This window comes from Virgibacillus aidingensis, from assembly GCF_010994035.1.
Classification (GTDB): Bacteria; Bacillota; Bacilli; order Bacillales; family Amphibacillaceae; genus Virgibacillus_N.
The window spans coordinates 139,692-159,476 of the sequence record NZ_WIXN01000009.1 but is presented as its reverse complement, the minus strand read 5'-3'; the positions used below and the strand labels follow the sequence as shown (position 1 = coordinate 159,476).

At 40.3% G+C, this 19,785-nt stretch carries 21 protein-coding genes and 2 other annotated features; of the genes, 18 read left to right on the top strand and 3 right to left on the bottom strand.

The features are described from left to right. The 3 genes from GHD25_RS10030 to GHD25_RS10020 form a co-directional block, all read left to right on the top strand. Positions 1-585, top strand: a 585-nt coding sequence (locus GHD25_RS10030; RefSeq protein WP_276207819.1) for a group II intron maturase-specific domain-containing protein, incomplete at its 5' end; no start/stop codon positions are given. Between the two features lie 303 nt (positions 586-888). Next, complete coding sequence (gene spoVID / locus GHD25_RS10025; protein ID WP_164216391.1) at positions 889-1,947, top strand: stage VI sporulation protein D; 1,059 nt, start codon at positions 889-891, stop codon at positions 1,945-1,947. Positions 1,948-2,275: 328 nt separating this feature from the next. Beyond that, complete coding sequence (locus GHD25_RS10020; RefSeq protein ID WP_164216388.1) at positions 2,276-3,292, top strand: phosphotransferase; 1,017 nt, start codon at positions 2,276-2,278, stop codon at positions 3,290-3,292. Here the strand turns inward: GHD25_RS10020 and GHD25_RS10015 are convergent. After that, positions 3,289-3,477, bottom strand: a complete 189-nt coding sequence (locus tag GHD25_RS10015) for a hypothetical protein (protein WP_164216387.1) — start codon at positions 3,475-3,477, stop codon at positions 3,289-3,291. The two genes, GHD25_RS10020 and GHD25_RS10015, sit on opposite strands and share 4 nt — an antisense overlap. Before the next feature lie 144 nt (positions 3,478-3,621). Beyond that, positions 3,622-3,872 (top strand) — a binding site (T-box leader). Between the two features lie 74 nt (positions 3,873-3,946). On the opposite strand from GHD25_RS10015, the gene GHD25_RS10010 reads away from it, so the two are divergent. Then, the gene (locus GHD25_RS10010) at positions 3,947-6,592 is read left to right on the top strand and encodes a valine--tRNA ligase (protein WP_164216385.1); all 2,646 of its coding nucleotides are present in this window, start codon (positions 3,947-3,949) and stop codon (positions 6,590-6,592) included. Positions 6,593-6,607: 15 nt separating this feature from the next. On the opposite strand, the gene GHD25_RS10005 is transcribed toward GHD25_RS10010, so the two are convergent. Together GHD25_RS10005 and GHD25_RS10000 are read right to left on the bottom strand one after the other, a co-directional pair. After that, a complete protein-coding gene (locus GHD25_RS10005) occupies positions 6,608-7,480 on the bottom strand; it encodes an ATP-grasp domain-containing protein (protein WP_164216383.1) in 873 nt (290 codons plus the stop codon). Between the two features lie 36 nt (positions 7,481-7,516). Continuing rightward, positions 7,517-8,401, bottom strand: coding sequence for an ATP-grasp domain-containing protein (locus GHD25_RS10000; protein WP_164216381.1), 885 nt, complete (start codon positions 8,399-8,401; stop codon positions 7,517-7,519). Positions 8,402-8,463: 62 nt separating this feature from the next. On the opposite strand from GHD25_RS10000, the gene GHD25_RS09995 reads away from it, so the two are divergent. The 14 genes from GHD25_RS09995 to GHD25_RS09930 all read left to right on the top strand — a co-directional run bounded on the left by GHD25_RS09995 (position 8,464) and on the right by GHD25_RS09930 (position 19,775). Next, a complete protein-coding gene (locus GHD25_RS09995) occupies positions 8,464-9,732 on the top strand; it encodes a bifunctional folylpolyglutamate synthase/dihydrofolate synthase (RefSeq protein WP_164216379.1) in 1,269 nt (422 codons plus the stop codon). 147 nt (positions 9,733-9,879) lie between these two features. Then, the gene (locus GHD25_RS09990) at positions 9,880-10,746 is read left to right on the top strand and encodes a hypothetical protein (RefSeq protein WP_164216377.1); all 867 of its coding nucleotides are present in this window, start codon (positions 9,880-9,882) and stop codon (positions 10,744-10,746) included. A 177-nt stretch (positions 10,747-10,923) separates the two neighbouring features. Continuing rightward, positions 10,924-11,613 (top strand): RadC family protein, encoded by a 690-nt coding sequence (gene radC / locus GHD25_RS09985; protein ID WP_164216375.1) that lies wholly within the window; start codon positions 10,924-10,926, stop codon positions 11,611-11,613. A 227-nt stretch (positions 11,614-11,840) separates the two neighbouring features. Beyond that, the gene (locus GHD25_RS09980) at positions 11,841-12,881 is read left to right on the top strand and encodes a rod shape-determining protein (protein ID WP_276207818.1); all 1,041 of its coding nucleotides are present in this window, start codon (positions 11,841-11,843) and stop codon (positions 12,879-12,881) included. A 12-nt stretch (positions 12,882-12,893) separates the two neighbouring features. Next, positions 12,894-13,775 (top strand): rod shape-determining protein MreC, encoded by an 882-nt coding sequence (gene mreC, locus GHD25_RS09975; RefSeq protein ID WP_164216371.1) that lies wholly within the window; start codon positions 12,894-12,896, stop codon positions 13,773-13,775. After that, entirely contained in the window at positions 13,775-14,314 is a 540-nt protein-coding gene (mreD, locus tag GHD25_RS09970) for a rod shape-determining protein MreD (RefSeq protein ID WP_205601348.1), read from the top strand. Before mreC ends, mreD begins: the two co-directional genes overlap by 1 nt. Before the next feature lie 45 nt (positions 14,315-14,359). Continuing rightward, a complete protein-coding gene (minC, locus tag GHD25_RS09965) occupies positions 14,360-15,046 on the top strand; it encodes a septum site-determining protein MinC (RefSeq protein ID WP_164216418.1) in 687 nt (228 codons plus the stop codon). After that, positions 15,039-15,836 (top strand): septum site-determining protein MinD, encoded by a 798-nt coding sequence (gene minD / locus GHD25_RS09960; RefSeq protein ID WP_164216367.1) that lies wholly within the window; start codon positions 15,039-15,041, stop codon positions 15,834-15,836. The genes minC and minD overlap by 8 nt, the downstream gene beginning before the upstream one ends. 493 nt (positions 15,837-16,329) lie before the next feature. Further along, positions 16,330-17,091, top strand: coding sequence for a M23 family metallopeptidase (locus GHD25_RS09955; RefSeq protein ID WP_164216365.1), 762 nt, complete (start codon positions 16,330-16,332; stop codon positions 17,089-17,091). Beyond that, positions 17,078-17,938, top strand: a complete 861-nt coding sequence (locus GHD25_RS09950; RefSeq protein ID WP_164216363.1) for a M50 family metallopeptidase — start codon at positions 17,078-17,080, stop codon at positions 17,936-17,938. Before GHD25_RS09955 ends, GHD25_RS09950 begins: the two co-directional genes overlap by 14 nt. 101 nt (positions 17,939-18,039) lie before the next feature. After that, positions 18,040-18,114 (top strand) — a sequence feature (ribosomal protein L21 leader region). A gap of 13 nt (positions 18,115-18,127) precedes the next feature. Then, positions 18,128-18,436, top strand: a complete 309-nt coding sequence (rplU, locus tag GHD25_RS09945) for a 50S ribosomal protein L21 (protein WP_164216361.1) — start codon at positions 18,128-18,130, stop codon at positions 18,434-18,436. Between the two features lie 11 nt (positions 18,437-18,447). Continuing rightward, a complete protein-coding gene (locus GHD25_RS09940; protein ID WP_164216359.1) occupies positions 18,448-18,777 on the top strand; it encodes a ribosomal-processing cysteine protease Prp in 330 nt (109 codons plus the stop codon). 14 nt (positions 18,778-18,791) lie between these two features. After that, the gene (gene rpmA / locus GHD25_RS09935) at positions 18,792-19,082 is read left to right on the top strand and encodes a 50S ribosomal protein L27 (protein WP_164216357.1); all 291 of its coding nucleotides are present in this window, start codon (positions 18,792-18,794) and stop codon (positions 19,080-19,082) included. A 171-nt stretch (positions 19,083-19,253) separates the two neighbouring features. Further along, on the top strand, positions 19,254-19,775 hold the full coding sequence (locus GHD25_RS09930) for a Spo0B domain-containing protein (RefSeq protein WP_240452293.1): 522 nt from the start codon (positions 19,254-19,256) through the stop codon (positions 19,773-19,775). The last annotated feature ends 10 nt before the right edge of the window (positions 19,776-19,785 follow it).

Genomic DNA, 19,785 nt, shown 5'->3' with positions numbered 1-19,785 from the left:
TATGTTCGTTCGAAAAGAGCTGGTCAACGTGTGAAGCATAGTATCACAGAGTTTATAGAGAAGAAACTTAAACTGAAAGTCAATGAAGAGAAAAGTGCTGTAGATCGCCCATGGAAACGCAAATTCCTTGGTTTCTCTTTCATATTCCACAAAGGAGAACTGAAAATACGGATCTCTCCAGAAAGTATCAAACGCTTCAAACAGCGTATTCGACAACTAACTTCCAGAAAGAAATCCATGAACATGAGTGACAGGATTGAGAAATTAAATCAATACCTGGTAGGCTGGCTGGGATATTATCAGTTAGCTGAAACACCTTCTGTATTTGGGAAATTGGATGGCTGGATACGAAGAAGGCTTCGGAGGATACGGTGGAAAGAATGGAAGAAAGTGAAAACCAAACATAAGAATCTCATGAAACTTGGAATTCAGAAAGAAAAGGCGTGGGAATGGGCAAATACCAGGAAGGCTTACTGGCGAATAGCCAAAAGCCCAATCCTACAAAGAGCCCTCGGTAACCAATACTGGACTGCGCAAGGGCTTAAGAGTCTACATCTTAGATATCAAACAAAGCGTTGGACTTAAATGAAACCGCCGTATACGGAACCGTACGTACTGGTGGTGTGAGAGGTCGGAGGTTAGTCACCTCCTCCTACTCGATCTGGTATCACATTTTTCAGTGACGAATTTTCCGAGAATCCGCCACAGGATTCTGATAAGAAAGAAATTCCCTCCGTTAATTGAAGCTGAGAAACCCTTAAGATACGAAAACATTTTACCTTTCCCCTTAAATTAACCGTAAAGCAAATTGCATATTATCACTTGCCGGTTCATATAGTTAACTTAGAACAGGAATATTTGGAGTATTTTTGGAAGGGAGGAAGTACTTTGTCACAAGGAAATCAGAAATTCCGTTTTGAACTGAATGAATCCATTTATTTTGAAAAGGGACAGGAAGTATCTGAAATGAAGGGAATTTCACTTGACCCGGATATAACAATAGAACCGTATAATGATTACATTTCCATCAGAGGGGTCATTGAACTGCAAGGTGAATATGAAAAGAAAGAATATGAAGAAGAGGATGAAGAAAATGTCTTTGACCTTGATAATTTCGAGTCAAAACATTATGTAGAGCGAGTTCTTGATACTGAGGATGGAGATGCGACTTTCTTACATCGTTTTCCCGTGGAAATTTCCGTACCGACATATAGAATTACAGATTTAAATGATGTGACAGTTTATATTGAATCCTTTGATTATGAATTGCCGGAAGATAACCATTTGAAGCTGTATTCCACAATTGAAATTCATGGGATTCATGAGACGGTAAAAGAACGGGATGCAGAGATTGTGGAAGAAGACACGGAAGAGGAAACGGTTGATTTTGAATCACCTGAAGAGGATAGTTTTCAATTTGAATGGAAGGAGCAGGCTGAACCTTCTCCTGAGCAGGAATCCTCTCATACCGATCATTTGCCCGTTTTGGAGGAAAGACAAAATGATAGGCAGGATGATCAGGAATCTGTGGAAGAACCTTCAGAAAAAGACAGATGGAAATATAAAGAAACTAAAACATTAAAAGAATTCTTTGCACAAATGCCTTCTGGGGAATCAGAGAGCAGCTCCTCCTCCAGCTCAGAAAACAGTAATTCAACAGATGAATGGATTGAAAGCTATGAAAGTGAATCTTCATCAACCTCTTTTGAAATTAGCAGTGAAGACAGAGAAGAGCCATTGCAGGAAGATGTAAATTATTTATCCGCAATGTTTCGCGGAAAGGAAGAGGAAGCCTATGCAAAATTAAGAGTTTGCATCGTGCAGGATAAGGATACCATTGAATCCATTGCAGAACGATATGAAATAACTGCATTGCAGCTGATCAAGCAGAACGGCCTTGACGAGGAATTTGAAATTAGAACCGGCCAATTATTATATATTCCTTAATAGCTATCTGCCATCATACGCGGAAGGCAGCAAAATATATAATACTGATCCCGCAGAAATGGCAGTAAACTCATAAATGGAGGCCGCTGCCCTGCTCGGGGCTGAGTATAAGTCATTGTCCTACGCACTACCAATAATTGCAGAACATTGCCCCTTGCTTAAAAACAGTGGGGCAATGTTTTTACTATGCAGGCAGGAAATTCTTATAATTTTCTTGGAGAGGTGTATCATTTTCATACTTGATGGCGGGGGAAAAAACTATCCTTTCAGCAGGATAACTTAGGTTTAGAAAGACACGGGTATACTATTATTTAGGGGCTGAATGAACATGGAAGTTGCTCAAAAAGTACTTGCTGCCTATCATATTTATCCGCTTCATATTGAGAAAATTACCGATAATGTATATAAAGTCAGCGATGGCAACAGAGACTATGCCTTGAAAAGGAGCGGTCTGAACAATGAACGGGAAATACAGTTATGGAGACACACATATGAACAGGCATACAACCAAAATCTTTTAACAATTTTACCGGTTTATTTGACAAAAGACGGGGAATTATATGCGATTCATAACCAACATGTTTACTACCTGACTCCGTGGCTGGAAGGAGCGGGTGTACAAAAGGATAAATCGACGATAGAACAGTTCTATCGTGTTCTTGGAAATATACACGCAAAAACAAGGCAAGTACAAACCATTGCAACAACAGACTTTCTCCCCGGTTTTCAGGAATATGCTTCTTACTGTCATCATGTACAGGAATCCCTGCTCGGTTTTGTGGAGAGATTTGAGAAAAACAGGTATATGTCTCCATTTGAACTCTCCGTTTGCACCCATTACCGGGATATTGATTATTCGCTGAAAGAAATAAATAGGCGCATTCAGCAATTCATGGATATCGGAGAGGAAACAGTACCATGGACCTTGAATCTATGTCACGCTGATTTACAATTTAATCATATGCTTAAAACACGCCAGCTGCATATAATAAATTGGGAAAAAGTCCGTTATGATAATGCAGCGATGGACCTGGCGGCATTTTTTAGAAATGAAATGAAACATTTTGATGCTCCATCAGAAGATATGATTGATTTATTTAAAGTTTACATGAATGAAAATGAACTGACAAAAATAGAACTTAATTTGTTGGCTATTTACTTGCTCGACCCTGTTCCTTATATCAAAAAGCTGCAAAATTATACAGAACGCAGATCCGCTGAATCGATGGTAAATCAGACCAAAATGCTGCAGCAAACTTATCGGCAATTACGATTCGGGTTAAAATGGTCCAATTATGTGGAGAAAGAATATGAATTACTTGAGTTAGATGATTTGGAAAGCTAAATCCAGCCTAAAGAAAACGCAATATAAATAAATACAAATATACCGAGCAGAAAGACATCCAATGTTGTCGGAAAAAATAATGTACGCACCAATTGGAATAGGAGAATCGGCAATGTGACTTTCTCTGCTATAAGAATACATTTTAACGCCCATGGCGGAAGCCGGTAGCGATAGTATCGAGCCATGTCTTCACCTCGTTTCGCTTATTTCACTTTGTAAAAAACTTTATAATATACTATGTATGAGAAGCAGTACTTTGTGCAACAACTTTAATAAAGGCTTGACGCTTTAAGAAGTTATCGATAAAATATGTAATAATAATGGATAAAAGAAATGTTATGACAGGGAAGAGTACAGGAATAACGCCTACAGAGAGGGAAAGCATGCTGAGAATTTCCCGGATGGTATGACTGGAATGTCGCCCTTGATGCAGCTTCTTTGAAACTTACAGTAAACATACTACTGTATCAGTAGAAGAATGCCGGTAAAATTACCGTTAGAACAAGGAAGTGTACAGATTTGAATTTGCGGATCTGTAAACAAAGGTGGTACCGCGGAAAATGCCCTTTTCGTCCTTTTATGAGGATGAGAAGGGTTTTTTTTAATTTTAAAATACAGGATTACTAAATCACGATTGAAAAGGAGGAAATTTTTATGGAAAAGGAAGAAAAAACATCACTATCACCAAAATACAGGCCCGCGGAAGTGGAAAAAGGCCGTTATCAATTTTGGCTGAAAGGCAAATATTTTGAAGCTACCGGGGATAAGGAAAAAGAGCCATTTACGATCGTTATACCACCTCCGAATGTAACCGGGAGGCTTCACTTGGGTCATGCATGGGATACGACGATGCAGGATACAATTTCCCGAATGAAGCGGATGCAGGGATATGACGTGCTGTGGCTGCCGGGCATGGACCATGCTGGCATTGCCACACAGGCGAAGGTCGAGGCAAAACTGAAGGAGCAGGGAACAAACAGATATGAACTGGGCAGGGACAAATTTCTTGAAACGGCCTGGGAATGGAAAGAAGAATATGCCGATTTTATTCGGTCTCAATGGGAAAAACTGGGTCTTGGACTCGACTATTCCCGGGAACGATTTACCTTGGATGAGGGGCTGTCCGATGCGGTTCGGGAAGTATTCGTCAAACTCTACGAACAGGGTCTTATTTATCGGGGAGAGTATATTATCAACTGGGATCCGAAAACGAAAACAGCATTATCCGATATAGAAGTAATTTATGAAGAAGTGCAGGGTAAATTTTATCATATGCACTATCCGATTAAAGACAGTGATGAAATGATAGAAATAGCCACAACAAGACCTGAAACGATGCTCGGAGATACAGGGGTTGCCGTTCATCCCGAAGACGACCGTTATAAGCATCTAATCGGAAAAAAAGTAATTCTTCCGATCGTTGGACGTGAAATTGACATTGTTGCTGATGATTATGTTGATATGGAATTTGGTTCAGGCGCCGTTAAAATAACTCCGGCCCATGACCCGAATGATTTTGAAATCGGAAACCGTCACCAGCTTGAGCGCGTTCTTGTAATGCATGAGGATGGATCCATGAATGAGAATGCGGGTAAATATGAAGGACTTGACCGGTTCGAGTGCCGAAAACAGATAGTTAGGGATCTTCAGGACCAGGGAGTATTGTTTAAAATAGAAGATCATACACACCAGGTTGGCCATTCTGAGAGAAGCGGCGCCGTAGTTGAACCATATCTATCCACCCAATGGTTCGTAAATATGCAGCCCCTTGCTGATGCTGCCATTCAACTGCAGAAGCGGGAAGATAAGGTAAACTTCGTACCGTCAAGGTTTGAACGAACCTATTTAAACTGGATGGAAAATATTCGTGACTGGTGTATTTCCAGACAGCTTTGGTGGGGTCACCGGATTCCTGCATGGTACCATAAAGAAACAAAGGAAATTTATGTTGGAAAAAAAGCCCCGCAGGATATTGAAAACTGGGAACAGGATGAAGATGTGCTTGATACGTGGTTTTCTTCGGCGCTATGGCCGTTTTCCACGATGGGCTGGCCTGATAAAGAGTCAGCGGATTTTAAACGGTACTTCCCGACAGATGTACTTGTAACCGGTTATGACATCATTTTCTTCTGGGTAGCCAGGATGATTTTTCAATCAAAGCAGTTTACCGAAGAAAGACCTTTTAAAGATGTACTCATCCACGGATTAATCCGGGATGCAGAAGGCCGAAAAATGAGCAAATCGCTGGGCAACGGAGTAGACCCGATGGATGTGATCGAAAAGTATGGTGCAGATTCACTAAGATACTTTCTTCTGACGGGTTCCACCCCGGGACAGGACTTGCGATTCCATTGGGAGAAAGTGGAGTCCACCTGGAACTTTGCCAATAAAGTTTGGAATGCTGCCCGTTTTTCATTAATGAATATGGAAAACTTTACGTATGAGGACATTGATCTGACCGGTGACTTGTCACTTGCCGATAAATGGATCCTAACTCGATTGAATGAAACGATTGAGCATGTAACAAAAAACACAAACAAATATGAATTCGGAGAAGCTGGCCGCCATCTGTATAATTTTATTTGGGATGAACTATGTGATTGGTATATCGAAATGGCAAAGCTTCCACTGTACGGGGAAGATGAAGAGAAAAAACAGACAACCCGCTCTGTCTTAGCTTATGTATTCGATCAGACAATGCGTCTTTTACATCCATTCATGCCATTTATTACAGAAGAAATCTGGCAGCAGCTGCCGCATAAAGGATCTTCCATTACTGTCAGTCAGTGGCCGAAACCTAGAAAGGAATTTCATGATGAAAAAGCTTCCGGAGAAATGAAGCGGCTCGTATCCATTATTAAATCTGTCCGCAATATTCGGTCAGAAGTGGATACACCGATGTCCAAGGAAGTAAAATTGTTTATAAAGGCTGAAAATGAAACGATTGTTTCGGAGTTGGAACGCCATCGTGAATACCTGGTTCGTTTCTGTAATCCGAGTGAATTGATTATTTCCAGCAATATTGATGTCCCCGAGAAATCCATGTCACAAGTAGTCACTGGCGCAGAATTATTTTTGCCGCTGGAGGGATTGATTGATGTTGACAAGGAATTAAACCGGCTTGAAAAAGAATTGGACAAATGGACAAAAGAAGTGAATCGGGTTCAGAAAAAGCTGTCTAATGAAGGATTTGTCAATAAAGCACCGGAAAAAGTAGTGGAGGAAGAACGAAAAAAGGAAAAGGATTATTTGAATAAACAAGAAAAAGTAAAAGCACGTATAATAGAATTAAAAGGATAGAAAAAAAGCGGGATTTCAGTTTTTGAAATCCCGACTTTTTAAATTTGCCGTAATATAATGCATGTATTTATTCAATATATTAATATTACTGACAGCCGAAAGCGTTCTTGAACCAACCACATCCTCAATTTCATTAAAGATGAGCTCCCCGTTATAGCCAATTAAGAAGTCTATCCCAGCCAGACCGAAATCAAAAATATTCATGATTTGTTTCACCATGTCCCGTTCCCGGTCATTCAGATGGTAAAGGGAAGCATTGCCTCCAAGTTTAAAATTGGCCCTGAAATCATGTTTGTTTCCCCTTAAAACCGCGCCGACAATTTCCTTTCCGACAACAAAAACCCGAACGTCTTTGCCAAGCTGCACATTGCATCTTTGAATTATAATTTCCGGATGGGATATTTTTACCATACATGCCTGCAAATCTTTTCTGTTTTCAATATAGTACACTCCCGTGCCGCCTTTGCCGGACATTTCCTTTATGATGAACGGGTAATCAAACGGCTGCTTTTCCTGTATTTGCTCACGATTGGAAAAAACCATATCCACCATAGGGATGGAAAGCTCCGATATATATTGATGGGTGAGTGCCTTATTATTGCAAATCCGGGAAACATGGGAAGAATTAAAAACAGAAACCCCGCAAGCTTCCAAATGACTGCTCAAAAAAGGATCCATCGTTCTGACAATGGCAGCATCCGGCAGTCCCGCTTCTTTTCTGTTTATAAAAATGACCGGACTGTTTTGTTTGATACCAATCATTATTTCTTCCCGCAAAATTAATGTAAGCGCCATATTTTGCAGATGTGCTTCCTCTATAAACCATTCAATAAATGATTGATTATTTACTGCATCTTTTTTTTCATAAATGAGCCACCCTGAATACATATGTTCATCACCTCTTCATGGAACCGGAACTGCCGGCTACCCGATTTTGTGCAGAATATAATCTATAATATGATCAGCAACATTAATATTAGTGCAGTCGTACATGTTCCGAATATGTGCATTGGAATTCACTTCACAGATGATAGGGGATTCATCCGGTCCAAATAATAAATCCACCCCGGCAAAATCGGCGCCAATTGCTTCCGCTGCCTGAATGGCCAGTGCTTTTTCCTCATTACTTGCTTCATATGCTTCCATGTTGCCTCCTGAAGTAACATTGGCCCGAAAATCAGTGGAAGAGGTTCTTTTCATTCCTGCTGCAACTTTAGAACCGACAACATGCAGCCGGATGTCCCTGCCGCAGCTTGAAGAAATAAACTCCTGAAAAACAAATGGCTTATCTTTTAATTTCTTTACTTTACGGATGAGCTCTTCCTCGTTATGAATAAGATAGACCTGTTCGCCAAACGAGCCAAATGCCTCCTTTACGACCATGGGGAAGCCGAGTTGTTGAATGGCTGTGGAAATAATAGAGTGGTCAGTTAAGCCATTTTCAAAAATTTTAGGGTGAATAATAGTTTTTGGAATAGGAAGCTTCTTTTTTATTAAAGCCAGATAGGTGGCAATTTTATCATCACTGGTTTCTATTGCGCTGGAAGAATTAAAAACCGGTATTCCCATCATTTCCAGCTGCCTGGCCAAATAAATATCCTTATCTGTAAATAAGACATAGTCCGGAAAATTTTGCTTATTTATAAGCTCGAGGTCTGTCTGACCGGTCATAATTGAAAGCTCACTGTTTTTATAAATCGCTGCCGAAGTTTTTCTGTTTAACGCTGCTTCCTGCAGCCATTCGGCAAAATCGACAAATTTATTTCCCGGCAGACTGCCGTTATAAATAATCCATCCATGTACATGCATTGCAAAAGTCCTTTCTGCTATACTGTAATAGTCATAATCTAAAGTAGGAGGAGGCTGGTTAAATGTTTCAAAATCTGCAGCAGGCGGAAGTGTTTCTGTCCGCCAGAAAATCATTGGGAATTAAACCCGGATTGGAGCGGATGCGTGCATTGCTTGAAAAAGCCGGAAATCCCGAAAAAAACATCCGGGCCGTTCATATCGCGGGAACCAATGGAAAAGGGTCCACGGTACAATTTATGAATGATGCACTTCTGGCCAATGGCTATCAGACCGGTGTATTTACCTCACCCAGTCCGGAAGGTTTACCCGGATATATCCGCCATAATAATTCCGCTGTAAGGGAAGATATCCTGGTTGAATTATGCAATCAGCTTTATCCTGCTATTAAGCAATTGGACCGGTATGGCGACTCTCCTACTGAATTTGAAATTATTACAGTACTTGCTTTTATATATTTTTCAAAAAATGTAGATATTGCACTTATTGAAGCTGGTATGGGAGGGAGACTGGATACAACAAATTGTTTTGATCCCCTTCTATCGATCATTACAAATGTTTCTATTGACCATAAGCAGTTTCTCGGTACGACCGCATCAGAAATAGCCTACCATAAAGCAGGAATAATCAAAAGAAATAGTCCTGTCATCACTGGGGAAATGTCGAGGGATGCATTCACAGAGATAGAAAAGGAAGCAGCTTTTTTGTGTGCTCCCCTATATCAGGCCGGGCGGGATTTTACCTATCATAAAACGGATGCTGGCAATGGCTGCCAGCAATTTATATGGAACGGCAAATTGCCGCTGGAAATTTCCATGCTTGGGGAGCATCAAATTAAAAATGCGGCAGTTGCATTCAGGGCGGTCACACTTTTGAAAGAGCTTGGACACCAAATTAATATTGGCCTGACAGCAAAAGCTTTTTCACAGACACGGTTGCCCGGCAGATTTGAAATCATTCGAAAAAATCCTGAGGTAATCCTGGATGGTGCACACAATGCAAAAGGCATGGAGGCATTTATCGAAACAGTGCTTACTGCCTATGAGGACAGGAAAAGACACCTGATCTTTGCCGTGTTTAAAGACAAGGAAATGAAAGAAATGCTGGAGTATGCAGTCCCGCATTTTGCTTCAGTTACATTAACTGTATTCAATCATCCCCGGTCTGCTTCCCTGGAAGATTTGAGATATTTAGCAGAAAAGAAAAACCTTTTCCTGGCAGAGAATTGGCAGGAAGCAATGAGGAAGCTGACTGACGATCATTCCGTATATTTCGTAACAGGCTCGCTTGAATTTATTTCAAGGGTGAGAAAGTACTTTACCAATGACAAATAGTTTTTCCGATTGTCAATTAAAACGGAATTTTAAAACAATATTTCGCAAATTGCAGAACGAAACTTTTTCTATTTGACAATGTTCGTCTTACTTTTTATACCTCCTGTGCTAGAGTTGATTTACAATTGTTCATGGGGGTGTAAGAAAGTGGCCGGCAAAAAGAAAAAATATAGACCAAAACTCCATATTAACAAGCTGCACGCAAACAGAAAAAAAGATGAACAGGCTGCAACCCTTGAGAGTGCCAATAAACCATTAACCGCAATCAGGAGAATTTCCAATCACTCCGGAGTTTGGAAAAACAGTCAAAACAGGAACCTGCTTAAGCCTGTAATACTTGCTGTTATTTCTGCATTAGTCATCGGCTCCATTTTCGGTTTCATTATGCTTCGTATGTTTGTTACCATGGACGCTTCTCCTGATTTGGGAAGCAATCCAAATCCTGCGGCAGCTATTACGGATGATGCAGAGGAACGTACGGATAATACATCGGATCAAAACACGCAAACAGCAGAGTTCGAGTCTGTTACTGCACATGTGCTGCAGGCAGGGATTTATTCCGAAGAAGAAAATGCAGCAGCCGCGGCTGAAAATTATGAAAAAGCGAATATACCTGCAATGATCTGGGAGAGGGATGGTCAGTATTTTGTATTTGCCGGTGTGGCCGGTTCGGCTGAACAAGCGGCAAGTGTTGCCAGCGAATTGGAAACAGAGGAACTGGAGCTATACAGTAAGGAGTGGAGTACACCTCAGTTTGAATTATCATTAAGCCAAAGTGAAGCAGAATGGTTAAATTCCTTTTTAACATGGTGGAATCAGGCGTTAACGTCCCCGTCCTCTCAAGAGACTGAGGAACAGCTGAAGCAATTGACAGAAAAATTTCCAAATAATTCCAATCAGCTTGTTCCTTTATATGAAAAACTGGGCGGCATAAATAAAGGAAATAAAATAAGCGATAAAAATCTATTGGAATTATGGCATTTATACGAAGCATTGGGGGAAGAAAGCAGGTAATAGAAAATACTGCTTTTTTCAATTTCTACACCTGTTTTCACCTTAAATATTGTATTTTTCCGGGACAGATTATGAATATCCCAACATTATTTCTGTTTAGAAATCACTTTTTGCCGGTTTGTTAAATCTATGCTTTGCCTCTAAACTATATTTACATTAGGAAAGGAGGTAAAGCAAATGACTGCTCAAACCATTATGATAAAAGATGTGCCAAAGGATGACCGGCCCAGGGAACGATTGCTGAAATTCGGTGCAGGCCATTTATCCAACCAGGAGCTCTTGGCTATATTACTCGGGAGCGGAACAAAGGATGAATCTGTTATGTCCTTATCAAATCGCGTTCTTATGCATTTTGAAGGTCTGACGCTTATGCAGGATGCAGCCATTGAAGAATTAACAGCGATTAAAGGGATAGGAACAGCAAAGGGGGTAGTAATTCTATCTGCTATAGAGCTTGGGAAAAGGATGAATCAGTATAAACCCAATGAAAAATACGTCATTCGTTCCCCAAAAGATGGGGCGGATTATGTCATGGAGGAAATGCGAAATCTGAATCAAGAGCATTTTGTTGTACTTTTTCTGAATACCAAAAATCAAATTATACAGAGGCAGACGATTTTTATCGGAAGTCTCAATGCCTCGATTGTTCACCCAAGAGAAATTTTCCGTGAAGCAGTAAAGCGATCAGCAGCCTCAATTATAGTTGTGCACAACCATCCTTCCGGGGATCCCAGTCCATCCCAGGAGGATTTTCATGTAACAAGACGACTTTTGGAATCCGGAAAACTAATCGGCATCGATGTATTGGACCACCTGATCATCGGTGACAGGAAGTTTGTTTCCCTGAAAGAAAAAGGATACTTATAAATACTATCTATTTTACTATTTTTTTCGTATAATTGAATAGAAGAATGAAAGGATAACGCCATTTTTCAAGTTGTTGAAAGTGGCGTTTATTCTTCTTGATGATGTAAAAAAGGCTTTTGATATAGAGCATTACATATTATAATGATGCTATTGCTGCACATAAAATGTACAGATATAGTAAAGCTAAAAACAGGAAATCGAATGCAGTATGGAAGGGAAGATTTTTCTTGGGTATATTTAATTTTTCACAGGATATTGGAATTGATTTAGGTACGGCAAATACGCTTGTATTTTTAAAAGGTAAAGGAGTCGTATTAAGCGAGCCTTCCGTTGTCGCCAGAAATAAGGAAATCGGGGAAATTGAAGCGGTTGGAAGGGATGCTTATAATATGATCGGGAGAACTCCCGGCAATATCTCAGTCATTCGTCCGATGAAGGATGGGGTAATTGCCGATTATGATACAACAGCAGCCATGATGAAATATTATATAAAAAAAGCGATGCGAAAACGCGCTTTTTTAGCTAAAAAACCGAGTATTATGGTTTGTGTCCCATCCGGGATTACAATGGTAGAAGAAAGAGCGGTCATTGATGCGACAAAACAAGCTGGTGCGAAAGATGCCTTTCCAATAGCCGAACCCTTTGCTGCAGCCATAGGAGCCGGTTTGCCCGTCTGGGAACCAACCGGAAGCATGATTGTTGATATTGGCGGCGGCACGACAGAGGTGGCAGTCATTTCTTTAGGCGGAATAGTAACCAGTGCTTCCATAAGGACTGCCGGAGATGATATGGATGAGGCGATAACAAATCACATACGGAAAACGTATAGTTTAATGATAGGGGAAAGATCAGCAGAAGCCATCAAGTTTGAAATCGGAGCTGCCGGTACAGTTAAAAATAACGAAGAAATGGAAATCAGGGGACGAGATCTGTTAACCGGCCTGCCAAAGACAATTGCCATTACTGCGGAGGAAATAGCCGGATCGCTGGAAGATACGATACAATCTATTATTGATGCTGTAAAGGATACGCTGGAAAAAACACCGCCGGAACTGGCCGCAGATATTATGGACCGCGGCATTGTTTTATCCGGGGGCGGAGCTTTACTGCAGAATATCGACCAGGTCATTAGTGATGAAACAAAAATGCCTGTATTTGTTACGGAAGATCCTTTGGAAAGTGTAGCAGTCGGGACAGGCAAGTCACTGGAATACATTGAACATTTCCGTTCTATCCCAAATGTATCCTCTCGTCCTACAGTCAAATAAGCAGGTGTTTACATGAATTTATTCCGAAAGAAAAGACTCTTTATTTTTTTGATTGCATTTATTGTTCTGGTCGTATTAATTGGTTATTCCATAAGTGGCAGGGAAAATATAACGACGGCCGAACAGTTTATCAATGATACAGTCGGCTGGGGTCAGCGTATTATACATGCCCCGGTGAATTTTGTCACCGATGTGTTTACAAATATTGAAGATATTCGAAATACGTATAATGAGAATCAACTGTTAAAAGAAAAGCTGGCAGAATACACAGGGCTTATTTATGAAAATCAGGAATTAAGTGAGGAAAATGAGGAACTCAGAAATTTGATGGAATGGATGGATAATGAATCAATCAGAGACTTCAATCCAATTCAGGCAACAGTAATCTCCCGTTCACCGGAGCGCTGGGTGGAACAAGTTACCATAAATAAAGGGCTGCAGGACGGCGTTGCGACAAATATGGCAGTCATTACTGCCGAAGGAATGATTGGTAAAGTGCAAACCACGTCCCAATTTACCTCAACAGTCCAGCTGCTGACAGGCTTTGATCAATTCAACCGGATATCCGCTACCATTTCCCGTGAAGATAGCGATGATATATTCGGGATGATCGAAGGCTATGATGAGGAATCGGAATCGCTTCTATTCCGGATTATTGAAGAGTCGGATCAGGATTTGGAAGAGGGGGAATTGGTTGTCTCTTCAGGGATGGGCGGTGTTTTTCCTGCCGGTTTGCCTATTGGCAATGTAGTAGAAGTTGTAGCTGATCAATACGGCTTAACACGAACTGCCCTGATTGAACCTGCAGCTGATATGTATGATATTAATCATGTAGTTGTCGTGGACCGGGCATTGTCTGATGCGGAAGATGAAGAAGAGGAGGAGACCGATTGATGAAACACTTGTATATACCGCTTTTCCTCTTTTTTTTCCTTATCCTGGAAGGGGTGGCACTGGAGCTTTTGCCGGTTGCTTTACTTACAAGTGAATTATTGATCGTCCCTCACTGGGTTTTAATATTTTTAGTGTTGACTGCCATGTTTTATGAAAAAGACACAACGTATTTTTCTATCATTTATGCTCTTATTTTTGGTTTGCTGATAGATGTCGTTTATACGGGAGTCCTTGGTGTGTATATGTTTTCCTATGCACTTGTCATCTATCTGGTCCTCGGCTTAAGAAAAGTTTTCCATGGAAATATTTACGTAAGTTTATTATTAGGTATAATAAGTGTAATGCTTGCTGACGTAGCAATTCATGTTATTTATTCAGCAGCCGGTGTGATTCAAATGGTTTGGAATGACTATGCAATATATCGATTGCTGCCAACTGTACTTTCGAATATTGTATTTATACTCATTCTCTATCCCTTATTTGCAAAAAGGCTCAGTAAGTGGAGTGAAGGGCTTTTAGCAGGAAGTGATTCATTATAATTTCAAATATATTATTATGCCATGGTGATTTGGGGTGAGAAAGAAGTGCTTGATAATCAACAGCTAGTTACAATTAAAGGCACCAGGGATGGTCTTACTTTTTTTATTGATGACTCCTGTTCCTTTGATCATGCTGTGCATGAGCTTCATGATAAAATAAAAAACAGCCGTCCGAAAGAGGACGAGCCGGTTATATCTGTGAAAGTGAAACTGGGCAACCGTTATTTAACAAAAGAAACGGAAGGGCGGCTAATGGAATTGTTTACGGAGGAAAACCGGTTTAAGGTCGATAAAATTGAAACCGATGTGATTCGTAAAAAAGATGCAATCCAATGGAAAGAAGAAAGTGAAATAAAAGCCATAAACCAAATTGTCCGATCGGGCCAGGTTTTGGAAATTACAGGTGATCTGTTATTAATTGGAGACGTTAATCCGGGAGGGAAAGTAGCCGCTACAGGAAATGTCTACATAATGGGAAGTTTATACGGTATTGCGCATGCAGGCACAGATGGCGACCGAAAAGCGTTCATTGCCGCATCGTATATGAAGCCAAGCCAACTCAGGGTTGCTGATTATATCAGCCGTGCTCCGGATTATGAATCTGATGGTGTGTATATGGAATGTGGTCTCATTGATGAAGAACAGGATAAAATAGTTATTGATCGACTGCAGGTTCTGTCACATAAAAGAGAAGAAATCAGCGGGTTCGAAAGGAGAATGCAATATGGGTGAAGCGATTGTCATTACTTCCGGTAAAGGAGGAGTCGGGAAGACCACTACATCGGCCAATATCGGTACTGCTTTGGCGCTTATGGAGAAAAAGGTATGTTTAATTGATACAGATATTGGGCTGAGAAACCTGGATGTCATTATGGGGTTAGAAAACCGCATCATATTTGATATAGTTGATGTTATTCAGGAAAGATGCAGACTAAATCAGGCACTGATTAAAGATAAGCGTTTTGAATCCCTTTCCCTGCTTCCTGCAGCTCAAACAAGTGACAAGACAGCAGTGACAGAAGAGGGAATGAAGAAGATTATCCATGCTTTAAAGCCGGAATTTGACTATATAATAATAGATTGTCCTGCGGGCATTGAGCAAGGATTCCAAAATGCTGTAGCAGGTGCGGATAAAGCAATTGTCGTTACAACGCCGGAAAAGTCCAGTGTCAGAGATGCTGATAGAATTATAGGATTACTGGAGAATAAAGAGGTGGAATCCCCCCGTTTAATTATTAACCGCATACGGAATCATATGATGAAAAATGGGGAAATGATGGATATAGACGAGATTATTCAAATTCTTTCCATCGATTTAATTGGCATTGTCGCTGATGACGAAGATGTAATCAAAGCTTCCAATAACGGGGAGCCAGTGGCAATGGAGCCAAAGTCAAAAGCCTCCATTGCTTATCGGAACATTGCTCGGAGAATATTAGGAGAAAGTGTGCCTTTACAATCCCTTGAGGATAATAAAGGAATGATGCAGCGCGTGAAGAGGCTTTTTGGAATGCGCAGTTAACATCAGTTGTTAGGGTAGCCAATTAACCCTATAATAATGAAAAAGCAGAAGAAAGTAGCAGAATTTTCTTCTGCTTTTTTCATTGCTTATCAATAGCTTTAAGCTGTGGACAAATTTTTAAATCTACATCCATGACTGTCTCCCGCATCCGGTATCCGGAATAAGTTTTGTTGGGGCGAACCTTTCAGCGTGGTCCCGGGGATTTTGGCGGGGTTGTATTTACTGCAGGCCCAGACTTCTATTGCCTTCACTGAAATAAAGAAGACGCTTGATCAATGTGCAGGCGTACACTTTTATCTGCTGTACTGAAGAGGGAGATTTCCATTATAAGAACTGCGATGGGACAAGTGCGATAATCTACGAAACGGGAAACGCTGGAAAAAAAGCACTGTTATCGTATTTCATCTTTTTCCATTGCTATATTTTCTTTCATCATAACTTGTACACCCTTCACATACAATGGAACAAAAGCATGTGAAGGAATGAAGGATAAATGAAAAGAGGAGTAAAGAAGGTTCGCAAATCAATTGAGCAAAGAAAAAAAACACGCGGGTATCCTTTTAGGGAAGAAAGTAAAAAACAGATTATGTCACCTCTGCCTCAAGAAGAGGAAAAGCATGGGTATCTTCCGGTTTTCTCTGATGCCTCGGTCAGCAGTAAGAAGGATAGAGCCGTTTCAGGCTTTTTCCTGAAAGGCACGCTTTCCATCATGCTTTTTTTTGGTGCGGCCTTGCTGTGGCAAACAGATTCAGAAGTGCTGGAATCCCCTAAAAGATGGTCAAGCATTGCTTTAACCCAGCATTTTCCGTTTGCAAAAGTTAATGCGTGGTACCAGGAAACATTCGGGAGTCCCTTGGCATTCACACCTCGATCCGAAAGCGCTGCCGTACAGGATGATCTGCTTGCACTGCCGGTAAACGGAAATGTTACGGAAACATTCCAGTCAAATGGAAAGGGAATAATGATTGAACCTGGTGAAACAACGGATGTGGCTGCACTTCGTGAAGGGATCGTAATTTTTGCCGGGAATGACAAGGAAACGAATAAAACCATTATTATTCAGCATCCGGATGGCACTAACTCTACGTATGGCTTTTTAAGCTCCATTGATGTTCATTTATACCAGTATGTGGGAAGCAATCAACGGGTCGGCCAATTTTCACCGTCAGAAAGTGACACTGTCTATTTTGCTATCGAAAAAGATAATGATTATATTGACCCGGTACAGGTGATCCAAGTTGATGATCAGGAATAACATTAAAAAAATTCATATCCATCCCATCCTGATCGTCTTTATACTTATCTCATTTCTTACAGGTACTTTCTTTGAATTGGGCATCATTCTATCCATTGTATTCATTCATGAATTGGGTCATTTTGTAACGGCTGCCTTCTTTAAATGGCGGATAAGAAGGATTATGCTGTGGGTATTTGGCGGTGTGATGGAAACGGAAGAGCACGGGAATCGGCCAATATGGGAAGAGGCTCTTGTAATAATAGCAGGTCCTTTTCAGCATGTGGTCATTTATTTTGTCATATTAATTATGTCCGGTATGCAGTTTTTGCCAGCCTCGGTTATAGAACTTATTTTTTATTATAACACCGTTATACTGCTTTTTAATTTATTGCCGGTTTGGCCGCTGGACGGTGGAAAGCTGCTGTTTTTATTTTTGTCAAGTCAGTTTTCTTTTAAAAAAGCTTATCATTTTATTATTCTTTTTTCCATGTGCATGAGTATTTTTCTGCTTCTATTGCAGCTATTAGTGTTTCCATTTACTTTAAGTGCTTTATTAATTATGCTTTTTTTGTTTATGGAAAACAGGGCGGAATGGAAACATCGCTATTTTGTATTCATGCGGTTTTTAATAAAACGCTATGAAGGGGAAAGTTCGGTTAATGGAATTAAATCTATTGTTTTGCCGCATAACAGTTCCTTGATGGATGTGTTTTCCCTCTTTAAACGGCAAAAAAAGCATGCGGTATATATTACATTTCCTGATCATAAAAGAATCATGATGGATGAAAGTGATTGTTTGCGCAACTATTTTTACTTGAAGCATTATAATAAAACAATGGGAGAAATTGCAGAAAATACCGGCTGATTTGCTGATCAGCTATAGCATTCCGGAATAGAAAAAGCTGGTGCTGTCGTTGACAAACCCGGTTTAAATATGATAATATCAATACGTTATTCATCGTAGCACCGTTGCTACAACCGCACAGAACAGGTTCTAAACTCGGGAATACGGGTGCCTGTATGGCGAGTCTTAGTTTATTAAGGAGGTGCAGAAATGTACGCAATTATTGAAACAGGCGGTAAACAATTGAAAGTGGAAGAAGGCCAGGAAATTTTTGTGGAAAAATTGGATACAGATGCAGAAGAAACTGTTACATTCGACAAAGTGCTTTTCCTTGGCGGAGATGATGTGAAAGTGGGAGCACCATATGTGGAAGGTGCAACTGTCACTGCCAAAGTGGAAAAGCAGGGGCGTCAAAAGAAAGTTACTGTATTCAAATATAAGCCAAAAAAGAACTATAAGCGTAAACAGGGCCACAGACAGCCATTTACAAAACTGGTTATTGATAAAATCCAGGCTTAAAGGGATTTATTATGATAAAAGCAACTGTATTCCGCTCAGGCAATGAAATAACAGCCTTTGAATTAACCGGACATGCTGAAAGCGGCCCTTATGGATTTGATTTAGTATGTGCCGCTGTCTCGGCAGTGTCGATTGGTACCGTAAATGCTGCTTCCGTACTGACTGAAACAGATCTTGAGGTAAAGCAAGGGGATGAAGGCGGTTACCTTTATGTACGCATTCCGGATTCTGTTTCGGAAGAGCATATGGGAAAATTGCAACTTTTGTTTGAAGGCATGGTTATTTCATTAAAATCTATTGAAGAAGAATATAGTAAGTTTATAAAAGTATACAGTGGATAAGGAGGTGCATGAATATGCTACGTATGGATTTGCAATTTTTTGCTCAGAAGAAAGGTGCGGGTAGCACAAAGAACGGTCGTGATTCAGAGTCCAAACGCCTTGGAGCGAAACGTGCGGATGGCCAGTTTGTAACAGGTGGAGCAATCCTTTATCGTCAGCGAGGCACTAAAATTTACCCGGGAGAAAATGTAGGCCGGGGCGGAGATGATACACTTTTTGCCAAAATTGACGGCGTTGTGAAATTTGAACGTTTTGGCCGCAACCGCAAAAAAGTAAGTGTTTATCCTGTTGCACAGGAAGCATAAAAATGGATTCATGAAGATATAAGAGAGAGGCTGCAGCTCATTAACAGCCTCTCTTTTTTTATAGGTTTTTAAAGCATTTGCTTGTTTCCATAAAGCCAAATAAATCCATTTTCAGGCATGACCTTTACCGGATTTTCTGCTATACTTCTTGTTACATAAGGAGGCGGTATAATGGAAGATGCCGAGGTAGTAAAACTCCTGCAGCATTATCGTCATGATTTAATGAATCATTTGCAGATTGTACAGGGCTACATTAGTATGAACAAAAGTGACAAAGCAGAACAAAAGTTAAAAGAGACGATCGTGCATTATAATGAAGAACGAAAATTAATGCATTTGAATATTCCTGTGTTTACACTTTGGGTCCTGCAGATGAATATCAGGTTTGATCATATTAAATTCGAATATTACATTTCAACGGAAAAAAAACTGTCCCATTTGGATAATGATTTAAAATCCCAATGCACAAACATTTTATCTGCCGTAAATAAAACATATGGAACTAATAGATTATATGAAATAAGCATGGAAATAAAAGATGTGCCAAATTCCCCGATCGTGGAAATAAGTTTTTTGATTAAAGGGGAAAATAGGCAGAGAATGGAATTGAGCAGTTTAACTCATGATCATGTACGAGTAAGACAAACACCTTCCGGAATGTTATGCAGTTTTCAAATTGATTTAAATACTTGAGGTGAATTAT

Bases quoted from the DNA above. Each gene is read 5' to 3' on its own strand.
- GHD25_RS10000 (WP_164216381.1), bottom strand. From the start codon at position 8,401: ATGCATGTACATGGATGGATTATTTATAACGGCAGTCTGCCGGGAAAT.
- GHD25_RS10015 (WP_164216387.1), bottom strand. From the start codon at position 3,477: ATGGCTCGATACTATCGCTACCGGCTTCCGCCATGGGCGTTAAAATGT.
- GHD25_RS09995 (WP_164216379.1), top strand. From the start codon at position 8,464: ATGTTTCAAAATCTGCAGCAGGCGGAAGTGTTTCTGTCCGCCAGAAAA.
- mreD (WP_205601348.1), top strand. From the start codon at position 13,775: ATGAAACACTTGTATATACCGCTTTTCCTCTTTTTTTTCCTTATCCTG.
- rplU (WP_164216361.1), top strand. From the start codon at position 18,128: ATGTACGCAATTATTGAAACAGGCGGTAAACAATTGAAAGTGGAAGAA.
- GHD25_RS10020 (WP_164216388.1), top strand. From the start codon at position 2,276: ATGGAAGTTGCTCAAAAAGTACTTGCTGCCTATCATATTTATCCGCTT.
- GHD25_RS10010 (WP_164216385.1), top strand. From the start codon at position 3,947: ATGGAAAAGGAAGAAAAAACATCACTATCACCAAAATACAGGCCCGCG.
- GHD25_RS09955 (WP_164216365.1), top strand. From the start codon at position 16,330: ATGAAAAGAGGAGTAAAGAAGGTTCGCAAATCAATTGAGCAAAGAAAA.
- minD (WP_164216367.1), top strand. From the start codon at position 15,039: ATGGGTGAAGCGATTGTCATTACTTCCGGTAAAGGAGGAGTCGGGAAG.
- GHD25_RS10005 (WP_164216383.1), bottom strand. From the start codon at position 7,480: ATGTATTCAGGGTGGCTCATTTATGAAAAAAAAGATGCAGTAAATAAT.
- rpmA (WP_164216357.1), top strand. From the start codon at position 18,792: ATGCTACGTATGGATTTGCAATTTTTTGCTCAGAAGAAAGGTGCGGGT.
- mreC (WP_164216371.1), top strand. From the start codon at position 12,894: ATGAATTTATTCCGAAAGAAAAGACTCTTTATTTTTTTGATTGCATTT.
- GHD25_RS09930 (WP_240452293.1), top strand. From the start codon at position 19,254: ATGGAAGATGCCGAGGTAGTAAAACTCCTGCAGCATTATCGTCATGAT.
- radC (WP_164216375.1), top strand. From the start codon at position 10,924: ATGACTGCTCAAACCATTATGATAAAAGATGTGCCAAAGGATGACCGG.
- GHD25_RS09940 (WP_164216359.1), top strand. From the start codon at position 18,448: ATGATAAAAGCAACTGTATTCCGCTCAGGCAATGAAATAACAGCCTTT.
- GHD25_RS09950 (WP_164216363.1), top strand. From the start codon at position 17,078: ATGATCAGGAATAACATTAAAAAAATTCATATCCATCCCATCCTGATC.